Annotated in this window: 22 protein-coding genes and 1 pseudogene; all 23 read right to left on the reverse strand. The window is 66.7% G+C overall.

The genetic code is table 11. From position 1 onward, the window contains the following. Positions 1–946, reverse strand: a pseudogene (locus G7Y54_RS09565) (hypothetical protein); the annotation flags it as partial. After that, positions 934–1,521: a putative phage tail protein gene (locus G7Y54_RS09570; protein WP_165079092.1), complete on the reverse strand. Its 588-nt coding sequence runs from the start codon at positions 1,519–1,521 to the stop codon at positions 934–936. The pseudogene G7Y54_RS09565 and the gene G7Y54_RS09570, both read right to left, overlap by 13 nt. A 145-nt stretch (positions 1,522–1,666) precedes the next feature. After that, positions 1,667–2,722: a baseplate J/gp47 family protein gene (locus G7Y54_RS09575; protein WP_165079093.1), complete on the reverse strand. Its 1,056-nt coding sequence runs from the start codon at positions 2,720–2,722 to the stop codon at positions 1,667–1,669. 2 nt (positions 2,723–2,724) lie between these two features. Further along, positions 2,725–3,078, reverse strand: coding sequence for a phage GP46 family protein (locus tag G7Y54_RS09580; RefSeq protein ID WP_165079094.1), 354 nt, complete (start codon positions 3,076–3,078; stop codon positions 2,725–2,727). A 61-nt stretch (positions 3,079–3,139) separates the two neighbouring features. Next, the gene (locus G7Y54_RS09585) at positions 3,140–3,784 is read right to left on the reverse strand and encodes a phage baseplate assembly protein V (RefSeq protein WP_165079095.1); all 645 of its coding nucleotides are present in this window, start codon (positions 3,782–3,784) and stop codon (positions 3,140–3,142) included. Between the two features lie 3 nt (positions 3,785–3,787). Beyond that, complete coding sequence (locus G7Y54_RS09590; protein ID WP_165079096.1) at positions 3,788–4,867, reverse strand: phage baseplate assembly protein; 1,080 nt, start codon at positions 4,865–4,867, stop codon at positions 3,788–3,790. Next, entirely contained in the window at positions 4,857–6,194 is a 1,338-nt protein-coding gene (locus G7Y54_RS09595) for a DNA circularization N-terminal domain-containing protein (RefSeq protein ID WP_165079097.1), read from the reverse strand. Before G7Y54_RS09595 ends, G7Y54_RS09590 begins: the two co-directional genes overlap by 11 nt. Positions 6,195–6,198: 4 nt before the next feature. Beyond that, entirely contained in the window at positions 6,199–8,352 is a 2,154-nt protein-coding gene (locus tag G7Y54_RS09600) for a phage tail tape measure protein (protein ID WP_165079098.1), read from the reverse strand. Next, positions 8,342–8,488: a hypothetical protein gene (locus G7Y54_RS09605; protein ID WP_165079099.1), complete on the reverse strand. Its 147-nt coding sequence runs from the start codon at positions 8,486–8,488 to the stop codon at positions 8,342–8,344. Before G7Y54_RS09605 ends, G7Y54_RS09600 begins: the two co-directional genes overlap by 11 nt. Positions 8,489–8,514: 26 nt before the next feature. Continuing rightward, on the reverse strand, positions 8,515–8,856 hold the full coding sequence (locus G7Y54_RS09610) for a hypothetical protein (protein ID WP_165079100.1): 342 nt from the start codon (positions 8,854–8,856) through the stop codon (positions 8,515–8,517). Positions 8,857–8,859: 3 nt separating this feature from the next. Then, entirely contained in the window at positions 8,860–9,237 is a 378-nt protein-coding gene (locus G7Y54_RS09615) for a phage tail protein (protein ID WP_165079101.1), read from the reverse strand. Between the two features lie 272 nt (positions 9,238–9,509). Continuing rightward, positions 9,510–9,719, reverse strand: a complete 210-nt coding sequence (locus G7Y54_RS09620; protein ID WP_165079102.1) for a hypothetical protein — start codon at positions 9,717–9,719, stop codon at positions 9,510–9,512. Further along, the gene (locus G7Y54_RS12760) at positions 9,712–10,347 is read right to left on the reverse strand and encodes a Rha family transcriptional regulator (protein ID WP_277424356.1); all 636 of its coding nucleotides are present in this window, start codon (positions 10,345–10,347) and stop codon (positions 9,712–9,714) included. Before G7Y54_RS12760 ends, G7Y54_RS09620 begins: the two co-directional genes overlap by 8 nt. 52 nt (positions 10,348–10,399) lie before the next feature. After that, positions 10,400–10,558 carry a hypothetical protein gene (locus G7Y54_RS09630; protein WP_165079104.1) on the reverse strand — a complete coding sequence of 53 codons (159 nt, stop codon included), beginning with the start codon at positions 10,556–10,558 and terminating at the stop codon, positions 10,400–10,402. 113 nt (positions 10,559–10,671) lie between these two features. Next, positions 10,672–10,971, reverse strand: a complete 300-nt coding sequence (locus G7Y54_RS09635) for a hypothetical protein (RefSeq protein ID WP_165079105.1) — start codon at positions 10,969–10,971, stop codon at positions 10,672–10,674. Between the two features lie 35 nt (positions 10,972–11,006). Next, a complete protein-coding gene (locus G7Y54_RS09640; RefSeq protein ID WP_165079106.1) occupies positions 11,007–11,876 on the reverse strand; it encodes a hypothetical protein in 870 nt (289 codons plus the stop codon). 117 nt (positions 11,877–11,993) lie between these two features. Next, the gene (locus G7Y54_RS09645) at positions 11,994–13,436 is read right to left on the reverse strand and encodes a phage tail sheath subtilisin-like domain-containing protein (RefSeq protein WP_165079107.1); all 1,443 of its coding nucleotides are present in this window, start codon (positions 13,434–13,436) and stop codon (positions 11,994–11,996) included. A 3-nt stretch (positions 13,437–13,439) separates the two neighbouring features. After that, entirely contained in the window at positions 13,440–13,625 is a 186-nt protein-coding gene (locus G7Y54_RS09650) for a DUF2635 domain-containing protein (protein WP_165079108.1), read from the reverse strand. 5 nt (positions 13,626–13,630) lie between these two features. Beyond that, positions 13,631–14,305 carry a phage protein Gp37 gene (locus tag G7Y54_RS09655; protein ID WP_165079109.1) on the reverse strand — a complete coding sequence of 225 codons (675 nt, stop codon included), beginning with the start codon at positions 14,303–14,305 and terminating at the stop codon, positions 13,631–13,633. Between the two features lie 3 nt (positions 14,306–14,308). Next, positions 14,309–14,818 carry a DUF1320 domain-containing protein gene (locus G7Y54_RS09660; protein ID WP_165079110.1) on the reverse strand — a complete coding sequence of 170 codons (510 nt, stop codon included), beginning with the start codon at positions 14,816–14,818 and terminating at the stop codon, positions 14,309–14,311. After that, on the reverse strand, positions 14,811–15,095 hold the full coding sequence (locus G7Y54_RS09665) for a hypothetical protein (protein ID WP_165079111.1): 285 nt from the start codon (positions 15,093–15,095) through the stop codon (positions 14,811–14,813). Before G7Y54_RS09665 ends, G7Y54_RS09660 begins: the two co-directional genes overlap by 8 nt. A gap of 11 nt (positions 15,096–15,106) precedes the next feature. Continuing rightward, positions 15,107–16,036 (reverse strand): Mu-like prophage major head subunit gpT family protein, encoded by a 930-nt coding sequence (locus G7Y54_RS09670; RefSeq protein ID WP_165079112.1) that lies wholly within the window; start codon positions 16,034–16,036, stop codon positions 15,107–15,109. Further along, positions 16,037–17,128: a phage protease gene (locus tag G7Y54_RS09675; protein ID WP_165079113.1), complete on the reverse strand. Its 1,092-nt coding sequence runs from the start codon at positions 17,126–17,128 to the stop codon at positions 16,037–16,039. Positions 17,129–17,683: the final 555 nt, after the last annotated feature.

A 17,683-nucleotide genomic window follows, 5' to 3' on the forward strand; every position in this document is an offset into this window, starting at 1 on the left:
ATTCATCGCTGTAGTCGGGGTCGTAAAAGGCACCGTAAAGATTAACGCTCCGTCGCCATATCTTGGACGACCAAGCACCGGCGATTATGTTCCGAATCCCGTCACCCTTCACGCCTCCCATGCTGGGAGCGCGCGTGCCGTCCCCGGCCATCGCGCGGAACATTCCACGCAAGTCCGGCATGTAGAGGGTATCTGTCTCAGGGTCGTAAAAGAATTTGCAGACACCGCCAAAGCCCTCCCAGCCAACGGTGGCCCCGCTGGCGAGCGTATGCCAGATGGCGACGTGCGCGGCCTCGCGCTCGGCGAGAGATTCAAAGCAGCGCGCCTGCCCGTGGGCTGTTTGCAGGTAGGCATGGGCCTGCGGCCATGTGGCAGCAAAATTGGCGACAGTGTTGCCGTTGAGCGGAATCATGCCGGGCCGCTCCAGCGTGTCCTCGAACCAGACGGTCTGGCAGATGCTCCAAGGACCCATGCCTGCCAGAATCTGCCAGTCCGCGCCGGCATAGATGATTTCATAGACCTGCCCCTTTGCGAGATTGCCAACCTCCACCGGCATACCCAGATACCTCAAGGGCGTGGCCTCGCCGCCATTGATGCTGATTTGGGGATTTTCTGCGGTGTTGACCTCATCGAAGCGCAAATACACTTTTGCCCCCGGGACCAGCGTGAAGTTGGCAGCCTCGAGGTTTTTGACTGCGGTTGCGGCCGGGGTGGCGCAAGTGAGGAACGGGCCGCGCCGGGTAATGAGGGCAAGAAGGGCATCGCGGACCTGGGTATTGCTCGTCTTGTCCAGTGACATGGCAGCGCCTTGGATAATGGCGCAAAGCTCCTCCTGCACGGCGTTGAGCCAGTCGGCCGTGACGGTTGTGGCGGCCACGGGGATGGTGGGGTCGCCCTCGGTGAACCTGTTGTCCGGCGTGGCCGTGGGGCAGTCTATGCGGTGCATGGGGCCTCCGTGTCGTAAGAAATGATGGCAATGGCGTGGGCGGGTTTGCGCCAGGCGATGACGCACTCGAGGATGGGGTCGCCCCAGTGGCGCAGGGCATCGCCCGCCGGGCTTTGGCCGGCCTTGAACACGCGCGCCACGTCGCCCCGGGCTGTCACCTGAAAGGCGAAGATCCAGAGGCCGTTGGTGAGCGGGTCGCCGGCTTGCGAGTGCCCGGCCCTGAAGGGCCGGAAGCCCGCAATATCCACCTCATAGCCCGCCAGGAGCGCATAGCGCCTGAGCCAGCGGCGCGAGATGCCGCCGCGCTCCTGAAAGGCGAGGGCCAGAAGCGCCATGCGCACCTGCAAGAGCTGGCCGCCCCGGGTACAGGGGCCGGGCAGGCCGTAAACACGCTCCCAGTCCGGGAGCCATTGCTGCCAGACAAAGGGCCGCAAGGCGCCGAGGACGCGCGCGCCGTCGGCCTGCACGCGGTCGAGCTCGCGGCCTTCCATCTGGAGGGAAAGCTCCACGGCCGGGGCCGCCGCGTCATAGGAAACCGGCGGCAGAAGCGCCGCCAGGAGGTCGCGGTGCGGCATCAGGGCATCCTCCGGGCGCAGACAGGAGGATGCCCAGGCGGCGGCAAAGCGCCGCCCGGCCCAAAGCAAGCAGGAAAGCCGCGCCTTTCCTGCGAAGCGAGAGGCCGTATGGTTTGAAGCGCGGAGCGGTTCAAACTAACCATTTTTAAAGGGCCTCCAGCGTCACATCCCCGAGCCGGCACCATTGCAGGGCCGTGGGCGCGGGATTGGTGGCGGGCTCACGCACGGCCACATCCGCCACGCCCTCGATGCCGGAAACGGCGGCAATCACGCGCGCGAGCACCAGGGCCTCGCCGGGCTTGAGGAGGGCGAATTGCGCCGAAAGCGCCTCGAGCACCTGCGGCCGCAAGGTGAGCAGTGTGGCGTGGCCTTCCACGCGCAAGGCGAGCGTCATGTCCACGGTGAGGAGCACGGGCGCATAGACCGTGGCCCGGATGCCCAGCGGGCACTCCTCGTCGATATGCGCCTGGGCGGCGGCTACGACATCCGGCCCGGGGATGCCGTCCTGCCCGGTGAGCACCACGTCCACCGTGCCCGGTCCCTGCCGCACGGGATAGACCTGGGCATCGGCCACGCCCGGCACCTCGCGCGCCCAGCGGCGATAGTCGGCCGCCGTGCCGCCGGCGGGCGGCTCGCGCATGTAGTCGAGCAGGCGGCCGAGCAGGCTTGAATCCGTCTCGGCATCCGTGCCCCCGGCAAGGTCGAGGAGGCCGGTGGACTGGACGCCGGAAGGCGCGGCCAGCAGCGTGACGCGCGCCCCGCGCCTGTCCGGCATGGCGCCGGCCTTTTGCGCCCGGCAGGGCACTTGCGCCGTGGCGTCGACATCTTCCCCGGCAAGCGTGGCGGCGGCGGTTGTGAGGTAGAGCTCGCCCTCCTCGTCGCGGGCCTCGGTGCCCGCGGGGACATACGCCCCGGCGCGGCCCGTGAGGGTGAGCGTTCCGGCCGCGCGGGTGGCCGCCTTGCGGGTGATGCCGCGCAGGGCGCAGTGCTGCTCAAGGTATTCGGGGTCGGCCGTATCGGGCAAAATCTGGCGCGTCTGCCAGTGCTGGAAGGCGTAGAGGCCGTCCACAGCCGAGGCCACGCAGCTCGCGCGGATGAAGAGGTCGCTGTCCGCGTCCGTATGCGCCGTGGCGTCAAGGTTGCGGGCGTCGCGCAACTGGCGGGCGCGGATCTCGGCGAAGCTGGGCACGGTATAGGGCATGGTCAGGCTCCCACTCGTACAAAATGCTCGAAGGCCCAGGCCGCGCCCCCGGCCTCGGTGACTTGCACATGGAGGAGCAAGCGCCCGTTGTGCGGCTGCTTGGCCGTCACCTCGATGGCGCGCGCCCGGCCGTCGTCCAGCAGGGGCTGGAGCGCCTGCTCGGCATATTGGCGGGCGAGGATGCTTACGCGCGGCACGTCCTTCTCGCGCGCGAGCTCGTGGAGGCGGCTGCCCAAGGCGGGGTCGGCCCACCAGGAGCCGCGCGGCGTCATGAGGCGCAGGTAAACGGCGTTGCCCAGGTGGTCGATGCGGGCGCCGGTGTAGTCGCCGGTAGTTGGGTCAAGTTGAGCGTCCATGCCCCCACTTTAGTGGGGGCAGCAGCGCAGGAAAGGCTGGCGGGGTACAGCGGCGGGGAACCTACTGGGGGAGGCCCGTGTTGCCGCCGCCGGGGAGGACGCCCGTGTGCGTGTGGCCTGTCTGGCTGATGCCGCCGGCCACATGGTCGCCGCTGGAGACGATGGAGCCGTCTTGCGTGATATTGCCCTGAATGGCGACATTGGCGCTCATTTCCACCTTGTCGCCCTTTTCGCCGGTGGCGGTCATGTTGCCGGTGAGCGTGGTCTGCGGCGTATCAATGAGGACGCCCTGCCCGGCCTCGATGACGGCGGCGTTCTTGACGCGCAGGCGGAAGTCGTCGCACTCGGCCTCGATGACGCGGCCCTGCTTTATGTGGACGTAGGCGCCCTCCTGGCTGTACATGCGCGCCTCGCCGGGGCCGACCTTGAGGCGGTAGGCCCCGTGTTCCGTGGCGATGACCACGTTGGCGGAGCTCTTCCCGGCGAGCGGCAGCACGATGAGCTGGCTGCCCTCGGGGATGCCGGAGGAAAAGCCGAACTGCTGCACGACCTCCACGGCCTGGGCCTGCTCACCCGCGAGGCCCTGCCCCTGGGCGAGCTGCAAGGCGGGGTCGCCGTTGAGCTGCGTCAGGCGCGCGCGGAAGGGCAGGCGCAGGGCGCGCAGGGCGCGGCGGATGCGCTCGTCAATGAGGGCGGTTATATCCATAATTCAATCAATCCCCCACTCGTCGTCGTCATGCGTGCCGCGCTTCTTTTTCTTTTTCGGCTTTTTGGAGGTATCGGGGAGCCAGAGGCCCCAGGGCTTGAGGGTGAGCGTGGTGGTTCGCCCCTCCCGCCCCGCGCGCAGGGTGCGCCGCGCGAGGAGGTTATCCGTCTCGCACAGGCCCTCCACGCGCAGGCGGATGTGCATCCCCGGCTCCCAGAGGGCGCCTGCGTCCGTCCTGTGGCCGCGCACCTCCACCGTGGTGGTACGGTACTCGAACACGCTGTCGCTCAAGATTTTCTTGGCGCGGGTCCTGGCCTCGGCGATGCTGTCCACATGGCCCTCGTCGCGGATGAGGGGGCGCTGAAACCAGGCCAGCGCGTCCCAGGCGCGGCCGCTGATGGCGTTTTGCGCCTCGTCGTCCTCATTGCCCACGGACTGGCCGAGGACCGTGACCTCGCTGTAGCGGCGGGAGATGTCCGTCTCGTATTCCACGGAGAGGACATTGTTTTTCGTGCCATCGAAAGCGCACAAGAGTTCCGCGTCGGCCGGGCGGGAATAGTCCGGCGCGGCCACCTTGAGCACGCCGTCCGGCGTGAACCACGGCCAGAGGCCGCTGGCCTCGGCCGCGCGGGTGAGCGCCTCCCAGGCGGTCATGCCCGGCTCCACGCTCACCTTCTTGCGGGGCGGGCCGCCCGCCCGCACCTCGATGCGGTCGATGCCCAGCGGGCGCACGATGAGGGCGCAGACTTCCTCCACTGTCACGTCGCGCCGCGTCTTGACGGGGGCCGAGCAGTCCAGCAGCACGGCCGCGCCGTCCCGGCCCGAGATGGTCAATTCCAGCGCGTCCTTGCGGATGGTGCGCCGGATGGCGTCGATGCGGCCCGAGAGCACGAGCGCGTCGCCCACGCGCACCTCCACGGGCGCCCAGGGGCGTATCCATTCCGGGATTTGCGCGGCCGGGATGCCGAGGCCCACCTGCCAGGCGTCGGCCGGGGTGAAGAGGTCGGAGTCGATGCTCGCCCGCGTCCAGTCGCGGTGGAGGTGCCCGGCGATGGTGAGCGAGACGGCGTCCTTATCTTGCATACACCAAAAGCTCCTGCCCCCGGGCCACAAAGTTGGGGTTGCGCACCTGGGGATTGATGCGCGCAAGCTCGGCCGCGCGGGTGTAGTCGCCATAGAGGCGGTGGGCCAGAAGGTGGAAGTTGCAGGGTGTTACGGCCACATGCGTCACCAGCGGCGGCCGGGCGTTCAGCGCGGCCTCGCCCATTTGCCGCACGGCAAGCGCGGCCTCGCGCAGGCCCTCACAGATGTCATGCGTGCGGCCGGGCGCCCATGCGGCCGTCACGGCGTCAAGGCAATCCTCAACGCGGGCGCGGGCATTGCCCGTGAGGCTTTCCACCTCCGCCGGGGTGAGGGCCGGCTCGTCCAGCTCGGCCTCGAGCGTGTCGGCCACGGCCTGGCACCATGTTTGCGTCTGAAGGATGAGGGCCTGCGTGGTGGCCTGGGCCACGGCCGTCTGGAGGCTCCCGGGCGTGGGCGGCGCGGGCGTGGCGGCTTGCGCCCGGGGAGCGCGCACGGCCAAAACGGCCTCGGCCCGGCCCACCTGATCGCTCACCGGGCCGGATACCCAGGCCGCGCCATAGGAGTTGACGCCGGTCGCGTAGTCGCCAGACTTGCGGCCCGTGGCAAGGTCCAGCCGGGGGAAGGCCTGGGACAGGCGCGAGAGGGAAAGATAGCCGCCAAGCCCGGAAACGCCGGCGGCCGCATGGGAAATGCAGGCGGAAAGGTCGGCCACAAAGGCGCGGGGCGCGTCCAGCCACTGGGCGGCGGTGCGGACCACCTGCCGGCTCCCGTCATAGACGGTGAGCAGGCCGTCCAGCTCCACCAGCACGGCGTTCCTGACGCTGGCGGCCTTGCCCGCAAGCTCGCCCAGGGTGGACATGAGGCCCGGCGCCGCGCCGTCGGCGGCCTTTTGCAGGCCGGAAAGGAGGGCGTCGCGGGCCTTTTCGGCCAGCGAGCGGGCGCTCGCGCCGGCAAAGAAGGGATTGTCCGGCCCGGCCTCCACGGCCTCGAAACTCACCGTGGCGTAATTGGCGCGCTCGGCGTCGTGGGCGACCTCCCAGGAGCGGATGCAGACCTCGACGCTGCCGAACACGGGGTGCACGAGCTCGCCCTTGCCGTCCTTTTCCAGCGCCGTGACGAGCGCCTCCACGCCGGCCTTGTAGGACTGGCCCCAGAACAGCGCCTTGACCGGGATGACGCGGGCCTTGCGCCCCAGGTCCTCCACTTCCGCGCCGGGGCGCCAGGGGTATTCATGGACGGCGAGGCTTTTCTCGCCCTTGTCCGTGATGGATTCCACCTGAAAGGGCACGCCCCTAAAGGTGGCGTCAAGCAGGGTGAGCCACGACATATGCCTACCTCCTCGTGGACTGCCTAAGCTGGGCCTGCTCGACCTTGCGGGCGATGACCTCGCCGTCCAGCTCCACGGTCAGGTTGAGGGTGGCGGCAAGGGGCGCGGAGCGGATAACCTCCGCCGCCCGCATGACGGTTTCTTCAATGGGCTTGGGCTCCGGGGCTTCTTTTTCCTTGTTGCCGAAGGCAAAGTCGCCCACGGCCTCACCGAGCTTGCTGCCCGCGAAGGTGCCCACGAGAGCGCCCAAAAGGCCGCCGATGCCCATGCCCACAGGCCCGGCGAAGGCGCCCGCCGCCGCGCCCGCCTTGGCCCCGCCGACGCCGCCCGCAAGGCCGCCCGCCGTTTCGGTGTGGGCCGCGTTTTTCTGGGCGCGCGTCATGCTGTCATCAAGCTCGGTGGCCGCGACCTCGCCCCCGGCAAAGAGGAGGTTGAGGAAGGGGACTTTCTTGGCGAAATTGCGCGCCGTGTTCATGACGCCGCCCCTGGCGGCGCCCTTGGCCGCCCCCTCCACGGCTTGCGCGGCCGAGCCTTCCGCCGGGGCGGTGATGTTGAGGGGCGCGTCCTTGGCGGCGGCCTTGACCTCACGCACCACATTCTTTTTTTGCGCGGCGGCCTGTTCCAGGGCCTGTACAGACTTGTTCGCGGGCCTGGCGGCCTTTTCCACGGCCTCGGCCGCGCCGCCTTTTGCCATGAACTTCCGCGCCATGCCCATGAGCGCCTGCCCGGCCTTGACCTTGGCGAAGAGCGCGAGCGCCCCCATGCCAAGCGCGCCGAGGGCGACGGTGGTGTCGCGCGCGCCCTCGCTCATGTCCGTGATGACGCGGGCAGCATTCTTGAGGGGCGCGGTGAACAGGCTGTCCATGATCTTTGCCCAGGAATTGCCCAGGGCCGTCAGGGCGCTGTCGATGGTGTCGCTGTTTTCGCGCCACTTGCGGTCGAGGTCGCCCTCGTTGCCTGTGACGTTATACTTGTCCAGGAAGTCAAAATTGCCGGATTCCCGGTACTGCTTCATGATGCTTTGCAAGGCCGCCTGGGCCTCACCGCTCAAGCCAAGTTTCTTGAGTTTTTCAATGCTGCCGCCCGTGGCCTTGGCAATGTCCTTCTGAATATCAATGATGCTGCGGATATTGCCTTTCTCGTCAAAAACCTTGATGCCCGCCTTGGCAAGGGAATCCTTTTTTCCCGATTTCGCCACCAGTTCGCGAAAGAGGGAAACCACCGCCGTGCCCGCTTCCGCCGAGGTGCCCTTGCTGTCCTTGGCAAGCTGGAGGGCGGTGTTGACCTCGAAGAGCCCACCCGTGCCGCCGCGCCCGAGGGCGCTATAGGCGGCGGCAGCGGAGCGACCATATTGGGCAAAGTCGCGCAGGGTGAAGGAGCCCTTGTCGCCAATGGCTATGGCGCCGGAAAGGCCGCGCTCTGTATCTTCACGGTTGGTGATGCCCATGGTGTGCATGACCTTGGCAAGCGCGCCCATGTCCGCGGCATTGCCACCGCTGGCCTTTTGCGCCTTGCTGTAAAGGTCAAGCGTGTTGCCGTAAAACTTGCTATCGCCGATAAGATCCTGCATGACCTCGGCCAGGGTCATGACATCGCCCTCGCCCACGCGGGTAGCCCCGGCCGCCCCCTGCACGCGGGACTTGAAGGCGCTGGCCTCCTCCGCGTTCATGTTGGCGTTGGCCTTGAGGGCGGCATAGCGGGAATCCATGCTGACGAGGTGCGCGGCGGAGCCCGCCGCGGCAATGCCCCCGGCCACCTGCGCGGCGGTGCTGGTCGCCACGGAGCCGGCCATGCGCACGCCCGCGCCCACCACATGGCCCGCCCGGTTCGCCACCTTGAGGAGGGCCGCCATTTCCCGGCGCGTCCTGCCCGTGGCCTCGCGGAGGTTTTGCATCTGCGCGGCGGCGCTCGTGAAGGGCGTGTGCGCCGCATGGGCCAGCGCCTGGGCCACGCCGTTTACGGAGCGCGAGGCATCCCGCCCGCGTTTGTCCACTTCGGCAAGGGCGTCGGCCACGGTGCGGGCGCTCGTGGCGCTCTTCTCCTGCTCCCGCGCCGCCTTGCGGGCGTCAGCGCTCACGCGGGCCACGGCCCTGGAGGCCGGGCCCGAGAGGGCATCCTTGAGCGAGGGTTCCGCAACTACCTTGAGATCATCGGCCATTCTTGCGCCTCATGGCCCGCAGGCTGTGCACCTGCCTTGGCTGGCCGCGCTTGCGCAGGGCGGCCATGCGCTCGGGATAGAGCGCCGCGTACCATTCCTCGGCCTCCGGGACGGTCATGGCGTCAATGCGCGCCATGTCAAGGCCGCCCGCCAGAAGCCCGGCTACGAGACAGCGCCGCCCTCTTCCCTGCCGAAGGCGGCCCGCAATTTTTTTGTGAGGTCTTCCTCCGCCTGGGCGAGGGCCGCGAAGTCCTGCAAGGGCAGCCCGGCCAGGAGCTCGGGCGTGATGTCCGCCTTTGGGAGCGTGCCCAGGGATTCAAGCTCGCAGGCGAAGGTCAGGCGGCGCATGGCGAGGCCGCCCCGGCTCCAGAGCTCGGGGTGCTCCTCCTCCATGCGCTCCATGTCGCCCAGGGTGAGGGCGCGCATGGTGAAGGCGCGGTGGATGGCGCCCTGCCCGTCCTTGTAGCCGTAGGGGAGCTCGCCCTTTACGGTGATGTTTTCCATTTTCTACTCCACAACGCGGTCGACCGCGAAGAGCTTGATGTCCCTTTTCGCCTCGCCCTCGGCCTCGTAGCTGGGGGAGACCTCCTGCACGACGCAGCCGGTATAGGCCGTGCGCCTGCCGTTGCCCCGGATGGGGTAGATGACCATTTTCACGTCAAAACAGTTGAACCAGTCGATCTCGTCGCCGTCCACGGGGATGGGCACCGAGGCAGTGATCTCGAAGGTGGCCACGCCCGTGGAAAAGCCCGCGATGCGGCGGCCGCGGTTCATGGTCTTGACCGGCTGCATGCCCGTGTTTTCGGTGACGCTGTAGCTCGCGCACTCCACCTCGCGGCCATCGACCTCAAGCACGACGGCGCCCACATATTCCTTGATTGCCATGCGGTTCTCCTTCGGGGCCTGAATAAGCAAGGCCCGCACCGCCACAATAGTGGCGGCGCGGGCCATAAGAAAGGCTGGCCTGTGCCAGCGCCGGGGCGGCGCGATAGCGCTGCTGTCGCTATCCGTAGCTTCCTGCGTCGCAACGGCTAGCGCTTCGCGCTCCGCTGCGTCAGGCTTCGCTTTTTCTCTCGGTCGAGTACCGTAAGAGTACACTCCCTCAAGAAAAGCTCGCCTTCCTTGCGGCGCATCGAAACTTGCGCCGCCCCGAGGTTTCAGGCTTTCTGGCTTTCCTCCATATTCCGCAGGGCGGCGGTGATGTCCTCGAAGATGTCCTCAAGGGTGTAGTAGAGGCCTTGGGCGTCTTGCGCGCCCATGTCGAGGTCGCCGTCCGGGGGAAGGCCGCAGAGCAGGCGCTGCTGCCAGCGGATGCGCGCGGCCGCGCGGGTGAGCAGGTCGGCGGGGTGGAGGTTCATGTCAGGCATGACGCACCCCCTTGGCGGCGGGAAGGTCGATGCCGAGGCGGCGGCCCGTGCCGAGCAGATCGGCCACGCGCTGGTGGGCCACGCCCATGAGCTTGCCGATGTCGCGCAGGCTCAGGCCCATGCGGCGGTAGTGGAGCACGCGCTCGAGCAGGCGCAGGCGGTCGGCGCGGGCGGCAAGGCGTTTCCCCTCGCGCAGGCCGTCAAGGTAGGAGGCCTTGAGCCTGGCCTCCTCGGCCACGGGAAGCGCGGCCTGCGGGGCGCTTTCCTGCAAGCGGGCCTCCATCTCATTGAACGCCTCGATGTAGCGCAGCTTCCACATGATGGCGGCCTTGCCGGTGAAGCCCATTGCCAGCAGAGAAAAAGCGTCACGGGACAGGAGAAAAGCGCACCGATTTTCGCCCTTGGCATCGGCGTATTCAACGGGCCGAAAATTCGGCCCGTTGAATATTTTCGGGGTGATAGAGATAATTTTGCGGATTTCAGCGAGCACATGCTTGTGCTTTTTCTGGAAATGCCGGGCCACATCCACGGAGGAAACGACAGGGGTTTGCCCTGCGGCTAAATCAATGCGAATGGGGCTGTTTTCTTTGACAAAAGACGTGATTTGAGATACTGTTTTTCCAGCCATTTCACTACCTCCGCTGTAGTGTCAGGGTTAGGCTTCAAGTGGTGTGCCACCACTACTTGGAGCCGTTTTCTTTTTCTTGCTCTTTTTTCAGTCGCGCTATCGCTTCCAAAAAAATTTCCTTCATTGTCTTGCCAGCCACTGCCGCAATGATTTTTGCCTGTCGGTGCTCCTCCTCTGTCACGTTGATGGTCAGGGTTTTTCGGGTGGGCATAGAACCTCCACGTCCGAGGCTTTAGCCTGTTTAGCTGATAGCAGTCAAGAAAAATTTGTGGGCCGGTTGGCGCTGGCGGCAAAAAAGAAAGCCCCGCGGGGCGGGGCATGGGGTCAGTCATCAGTGGAGGCCGGGCTTGGATCCCGTGCGGGGCTGTCGGGGAAAAACCGTGTGATGACTTCATTCCATACTGACCTCGGCACGCCACTGCGCCTTAACGCCTCTTTTGCCTCTGCCCTGCCAAAGCAGGCCGCAAAACCTTCGGATGCCCCGGGAACGATGACCCCCAAAGATTTTTCTCTTTGCCGAATATACTCTCTTTTTTCATGCTTAAGAAATCCCAATCCGCTCTGAATATCCTCTTCTGGCGTCGGTAATGAAGTCGTTACGGAGCCTTGGGTATCTTTGGGCATACTATCCTCCAAATAATTTGACGCACTTGGCAGGGTTAGGCGAACTTCAAACGTTCTTCTTCATCGCTCATGGGCGTGAGTGTGAGAATTGTCCTTATCGTCCTGTTCCTGAAATTTATTTTCTGTTTTTCAACTCTCATGAGGGCGTGGGCATGCTTATGCCGCAGCACGGCATAGCGACCTTCATTGACATCTGCCAAAAAACGACCGTCCGCCACGCCTGCCGCAAACTCGGTTTCATCCTCCACATCATAAAAGCGCCAGCCGGTGGGGCGGCCATCCATCTGCGCGGTGAGGATTTCGACTATGCAGGTTTTATCTGTGGAAGTCGGTTCAGTATCCTCCGCCGCCATAATCTTGTCCTGCTCTTCGGCGGGAACAATGGCTGGCGGCGTTTCCCCCCTCACATCGCCAATTTCAACTTTTTTTGCGCCAATTTTCAATGCGGAAAGAACCTTGCTCATGGCCGAGTCAGTTTGAGAAGAATCGGCCACAAGAATAACACTATTTTGGACAACCATAGTGTCCCCATTGGTATTTTTAACGATGGAGGTTGGCCCATCGCCGGTGGGGACGATTTCCGTTGGCCGCTTCCATCCTGTAAACATCTTGTATTCAAACATCTTGACAATCGTACTCACAAGCTCTGGGGCGACTGGTATGAAAGGGGCAATGAAGTCCAAAACAGCTTTATAGTCAAATGAGTTCCCAATGAATCCGCCTTTGACTTTTACGGAGACACTGGTTCCCTTACTATAAATAACGCTGTTCGTCCGGTTGACCAGTTGCTGAAGCCCTGTAAGGGATTCCATCAGGACATCAACAGGAATTTCATGCTCGTCCGCCGTGCCGCCCTCGATATTGATAGAAATCTCTTCACGCCAGCTGACATTTTCACTTGGCATATGGAGCCCCCTCTCCTGCAACTTATAGGAAAATCTGTGCCAACTATGGCGCAAATCCCCCCGCAGGGCAAGGGGGAAAGCCCCGAGGGACGGGGCTTTCCAAGGGGTTCTGCTCTCCTACAGCAGCAAATCAATCACGGCCGCAAAGACGTGCAGGCCGTTGACCACGTCGGCGGGGATGCGGGCGTTCAGGCGGTTGGCGTCCTGAAGGTCGCGCTCGCAGATGACGCCGTCGGCATTGGCGGCCACCTCCTCCACGATTTCGAGGGCCTCAAGCTGGCGCAGCACATCCAGAATTTCGCTGCGCACCTTGGGGCCGGTGCGGGTGGAGAGCTTTTCGCGCGGGAAGCGGAGCTCGATGCGCTCGCGCACGGCCTTGGCCACATAGTCGAGCGTGCGGATGGTGGTCATGTCCAAAAGGGACACGTCGGCCACGCCGGCGGCGTTCACCGTGTAGGTGCTGATGGCGCGGACGATCTGCACCACATTGCCCGGCCCCACTTCCAGCGGGGTGACGCCGCTCTTGAGCGCCACCTCCTGCTCGGTGCGGGAGAGGCGGGCGACATCCGGGGGCACGGCCACGCCCGTGAGGGCCAGCGTATTGAGGGGGCGGGCCGGGTCCTCCTCGCTGGCGGCCACGGCGCAATAGGCGGCGCTGACGCACTCGGGCGGCGTGGGACTTCCCGGAACGCAGGCGAGGCTGATGCGGCCGCTGTTGAGCGCGCGGGCAAGCGTGGTGGCCTTGGCGAGGGTGCCGGTGGTCGCGAGCCACGCCGTGGCGCGGCGCTGCTCCAGCGGGCCGGAAATGGCCGCAAGGTGGTCGCGCAGGGGCGCAAGCTGCGCCTCGGCGGCCCAGGGCACGCAATAGAGCGTGTAGTCCGCGCCGAATACGGCGGCGAGCGCGTCGCCGAGGTCCGGGTCCCGCTGGCCGCCGCTCATGGGGGTGGCGCCGGCCGTCATGCCGGGAATGGTGCTCGTCACGGAAAGGGAGAGGGAATTGCCGAGGGTGCCCTTGTCCTTGCAGGTGAGCGTCACTTCCGCCTGGCCGGGGGCGTCCTCGTCCTCGGGCGTGAGCCGCGCGGCCACGGGGAGCTCCGGCTCGCCGTTGACGGCGGAGGCCAGCGCCTCGAGGCAGGTCCGGGCGCTGTCCTTGTAGGCGGCGGCCACGCTCACCTGGGCGTCGCCCAGCGTCAGCGTGAGCACGCCCGCGCCCGTGGCCTCGCCGGAGAGCGTGAGGCGCCCTTGCGCGGCGATGCCGGCCGCATCCGGCGGCACGGGCAGCACGGAAAGGTCCACATAGGGGTACGCCTTGATGGCCGCGCGCACCATGCGCTGGCACTGGGAGCCCTGGCCGAAGAGCTGCCCGGCGGTCACGTCGTCATAGACCTGCACGGGCTCGAGGGGGGCGTCGCTCGACTCGGCCCTCTGGGCGATGATGAGCATCCGCTGGCCGTTGGTGGCCAGGGTGCGCACGGCGAGCCTGGTGTTGAACTCGAAATACTTGCCCGGCTTGCGAATGCTGGCCGGAATCTGGTCAAAGCTGATATTGGGGCTGGCCATGGTTTACTCCTCGGGGTTTTGCGGGGACGGGGCCGGCGTTGCCTGGATGAGGTCGCCGTCGGCCATGCGGCGGCGGTAATAGGCGTTGTCCGGCACTTCCACGGCGCGGTGGGCGGTGATCTGCGCCTTGCCGTCATGGCAGGGCACGGTGAGGCCCGGGGCGGCGATGACGCGGAGGGTAGTGGGCATGGGGGTCACTCCTGAAAAATGTTTACAAGGGGAAAGCGCAGGCTATCGACCAGAAGCGGGTCGTCGTGCTCCGGGTCCCGCGGGGGCTTGAGCCAATAGCGCAGGTCGAGGGCCGTGAGCTCGGGCAGGGGCGGCGCGTCGGGCGTGAGGTAGCCGGCCGGGGTGTCCTGTTCGCCCGGAGCGACTACGGGCCGCTGGCCCGGCTCCCGCAGGACAAAGACAATGCGCGCCCGCCAGTCCTGCGCGAGCACGGACAGGGCCTTGCCCTGCACCTGGGCGGAGAACAGTGTGCGGATGCGGCCGGGGCGCAAATAGTCCACGCCGTCGAGGCCGAAGTCCCGCATGCAGAGGAGGCTTGCCGCGTGCGCCAGCATGGCGTAGGTGCCGGGCGCCGAGCCCGGCGCGCCATGGCGGGAGGCCGCCTCGGAGGCGACGCTGCGGCTGGCGGCCACCAGCGAAAGCTGGATGACGGCCTCAAAGCGTGTTTGCGCCGTGTTGAGGGGCTTTGGCTCCGTCATGCCTGAGAAGGCCAGCCAATAGGCGGGCACGGCGCGGACCACGGCCTCCCAGTCGCCCGCAAGCTCGCCGCCGTAGGAGCCCACAAAGCGCAGCCAGGCGGGCTTTTCCTCCTTGAGGGCCGCGAGCACGGCGGATTCAAGCTCTGCGATACGGCCAAACACGGTTCACCGCCATTCGTTCTGGCGGCCGCAGCGCACGAAGGCCACGCCGCCCGTGGTTTCGCCTTCGTCCTCGCCCGCGCCGGAATCCGGCGGGGGCGGCAGGTCGGCCAGGCCCCTGGCAACGGCCTTGAGCCAGTCAAGGGCCTCCTGGTAGCGGCGCATGATGCCCTCGTCGTCGCGGGCATTGCCGCCGCACAGGTGATAGTGGGCCATGTCGGCCACAAAGCCTGTCAGGGGCTCGGGCCAGAGGGGCGCGCCGCCCTCGCCCGTGGCCGGGGTGAGCGGCACCTTGTAGCGCGTGGCGAGGTAGCTGTCCGCCTCGCGGCTGGCGCGGCGGAGCGCCCGGAGCAGGAGGGCCTCGTCCAGTTCGTCCTCCTGTTCCGCGCCTTCTTCGCCCTGGGCCGGGGCGAGCTGCATGAGCTCGTCCCGGCCGAAGTGCGCAAGCAGGGTCGCCACGCCGCCATAGGGCGGGGACTCGGGAAGCACAGCCACCGGCGGCAGGGCATCAGGCATGGGCCTCACCTTCGGGGTCCTCGCCTTCGGGCGCGTCGCCCTCGGGGGCCGGGTTGTCGGGTTCCTCGGGCGCGCCGAGCTCGCCGTCAGCGGGGGGCGCGGCCAGGGCGTTTCGGGCCTCGGGGGCCTCGAGCACCGTCACCACGAGCATGGGGTCGGCCGTAAGGGCGGCCAATTCCTTCCCGGAGACCACCAGTTCCTGCCCCTCGGCATCAAAGCGGTAACCGCAGCGGCAACGCCGTGCCAGCGGGGCCTTGGCTTTCACATGGACGATCATGTCGCCTCCTCCTACAGCCACGCGCAGTTGACGATGGTGGCCATGTTGTAGCAGGGGTTGCTCTCGCCGCCGTTGATGAGCTGGAGATCCACCAGCTTGATGGCGTCGGCCTCAAGGGACGCGGGCACCACAAGCAAGGTGCCGGCCTTGCCGCCACGGCCGAGGCCCAGGGGGCGGCCGCCGTCGGCCCGGAAGGACTGCATGAGGGCGCGGGCCTTGAGGAAATTGGCCTGGTTCAGGGCGTCGCGCACGCAGACGGCCTGCTGCCAGAAGCCAAAGCCCGCGTTGCAGCGGTAGCGCACGCCGTAGCGGTATTCGTCGGCCATGAAGACGTTGTCGGTGCGCGCGTCCGTCTGGCTGGTCATTTCCGGGGCCGTGCGCTCCTGGAAGATGAGCGGCTTGAGCGGGCGGGAAACGTCCAGCAGATACCAGGGCGTCGCGCCTTCCGCGCCCTCGCCTTCGATGAGGTTGCTCACGGTTTCGGGCGTGCCCGTGCCTTCCACGTTGGGATAGACCGGGTGGTCGGTGTCAAAGAAGTTCTGGCCGTCGTAGCACTCCGTGGAGACGCCCTTGCCGAGCAGGGCGAACACGAGCTCGTCCGGGTGCGTGGCCGTGGCGTAGCCCATTTCCTCAAAGAGGGGCGTGTAGATGCCGAGGTTGTCGTCCTCGATGTCCGTGCGCTTCACGCCCACGGTGCCCTCGTAGAGGTTGTTGACGATGCTGTAGCCGTGTTCGGCCATGTTCTTGACCGAGCGGCTTCCCACCCATTCGGAGAGCTTGGGGAACTGCCCCAGCCAGCCATAGGTGGTGCTCTTGTTGGCGCTCGACATCCTGGTGGCGACGAGCTGCCACTGGCTGGGGGCCTTGGCCTTGCCGCGCGCGAAGGCGGCGGAAAAGCCCGGGCGCAGGGCGGAAATGAGCGCGTTGTTGACGATTGCCATTTACTTCTCCTCCGTGGCCTTGGCGTTGATGTATTCCTCGCGCGTCATGCCGAGCTGGGCGCAAACGTAGGCCTCCTCGGCCTCGAGGGCGCCCTCGGGCGTATCCTTGGGAGCGTTGCCCCCCGATTGCGTGCCCGCCAGCGCGGCCACGGGCGGCGCGGCCTTGAGGAAGGCGCGCAGGGCCTCGGGATTGCTGCGGGAAAGGTCGCGCGCCCAGGGCTCGGCGGCGGCGGCGAGGCGCCCGTCCTTGAGGGCGGCCGCAATCTCCTCCTCAAGGCCGGCTGCCGCCTTTTCGGCCTCAAGCCTCGAAACGGCGGCGCGCAGGGTTGCTGCCTCTGCCTGCACGGCCTGGAAGGTGGAAAGCGTCACATAGAGCGCCGGGTCGGGCGGCGCGGCCTTGGCCTCGGCAAGCTCTCCCCGCGCGGCCGTGAGGGCGTCGTCCTTGCTCTGGAGCAGGGCCACGAGATTGGCTTGCGGCAGGTGCTTTTTCAGCGCCTCGGCGGCCTGTTCGGGGCTGTTCAGGTCCGGCAGGCCCAGGAGCACGCACAGGGCGGCGAGCAGTTTGTCCATCGTTGCATCCTCATCGGTGAAGGTTTTGGCGCTGGCGGCGTCCATGCCGTCGAGGGCCGGGGTATTGGTGAGGGCCGCGCTGTGGAGTTCCAGCACGGCCCCGCTTTTGCGGTCAAAGCTGAAGGTGGGCGAGATGTAGCGATATTCGCCCGCGCGGATATGCTCGCGGGCGCGGGCAGTCCATTCCACGGTTGCGTAGAGGCCGGAGCCAGCGGCCTCAAGCCCCGTGATCCAGCCGGCGGCGGGCGCGGGCTGGCCATTTTCGGCGCTGTGCTGCGTCTGGTGCTCGTAATCCACCACCAGCGGCGTGGCGCGAATCTTCCAGCGGGTGATGACCGCCACCATATCTTCCGGGCCGAGCCGGAAACTGGTGGCGGAAACGCCCTTGAGACATCCCGGCCGGCCATCGCGCGCGACAAAATGACCGGCCGGGAATAGCTGGATGCGCCCGGCCTTGGCGGCTGGGGGGGCGCCGTCAGGGCCGGGGGCCTCGGGCGGGAGGGGCGCCAGGTGCGCCGCCATTGCGATGTCGGCCGCAGGGATGCGGCCGCCCCCGGAGGGGAGCGAGCCGCAACTTGCTTGCGGCGAAGTGACCCCGAGCGCCCCGCAGGGACGCGGGGCCGAGGGGTATGCGGAGGAAGGTGAAGGCGTTGCCATGCCCTGCTTGTAGCAGGGCCGTGCCCGCAAAAAAGGCTGGCCGGTGCCACCTCTTCGGGAGCTTCAGTTGAAACGCTGCGCGTTTCAACCATACGCGCCGGCGTTGCTCCAGCCGTTGCGACGCAGGAAGCTACGGATGGAGACAGCAACAAGTTGCCCCGACAGCCATTCAACGCTGCCACTGTCGCTATCCGTAAGCCTGCTGACGCAGGCAACGGCTACCGCTCGCAAAAAAGCAAGTTTTTTGCTCACTTTAGCGCGGGCGGCGCTGTGCGCTCGCCTTGTCGCCCTGCTCCACGGTGGCGTGGTCCCTTGGACTGGCAGCCGCAACACCCGCGAGAAGGCCGTTAGAGGGGCGTTAGATTTTGCGGAAGCGCGCGAGCGCGGAGCCAAGGCCGGGCGAGGGCCAAAACGCGGCGC

It is taken from the genome of Desulfovibrio sp. ZJ746, from assembly GCF_011039155.1.
Lineage (GTDB): Bacteria > Desulfobacterota > Desulfovibrionia > Desulfovibrionales > Desulfovibrionaceae > Desulfovibrio.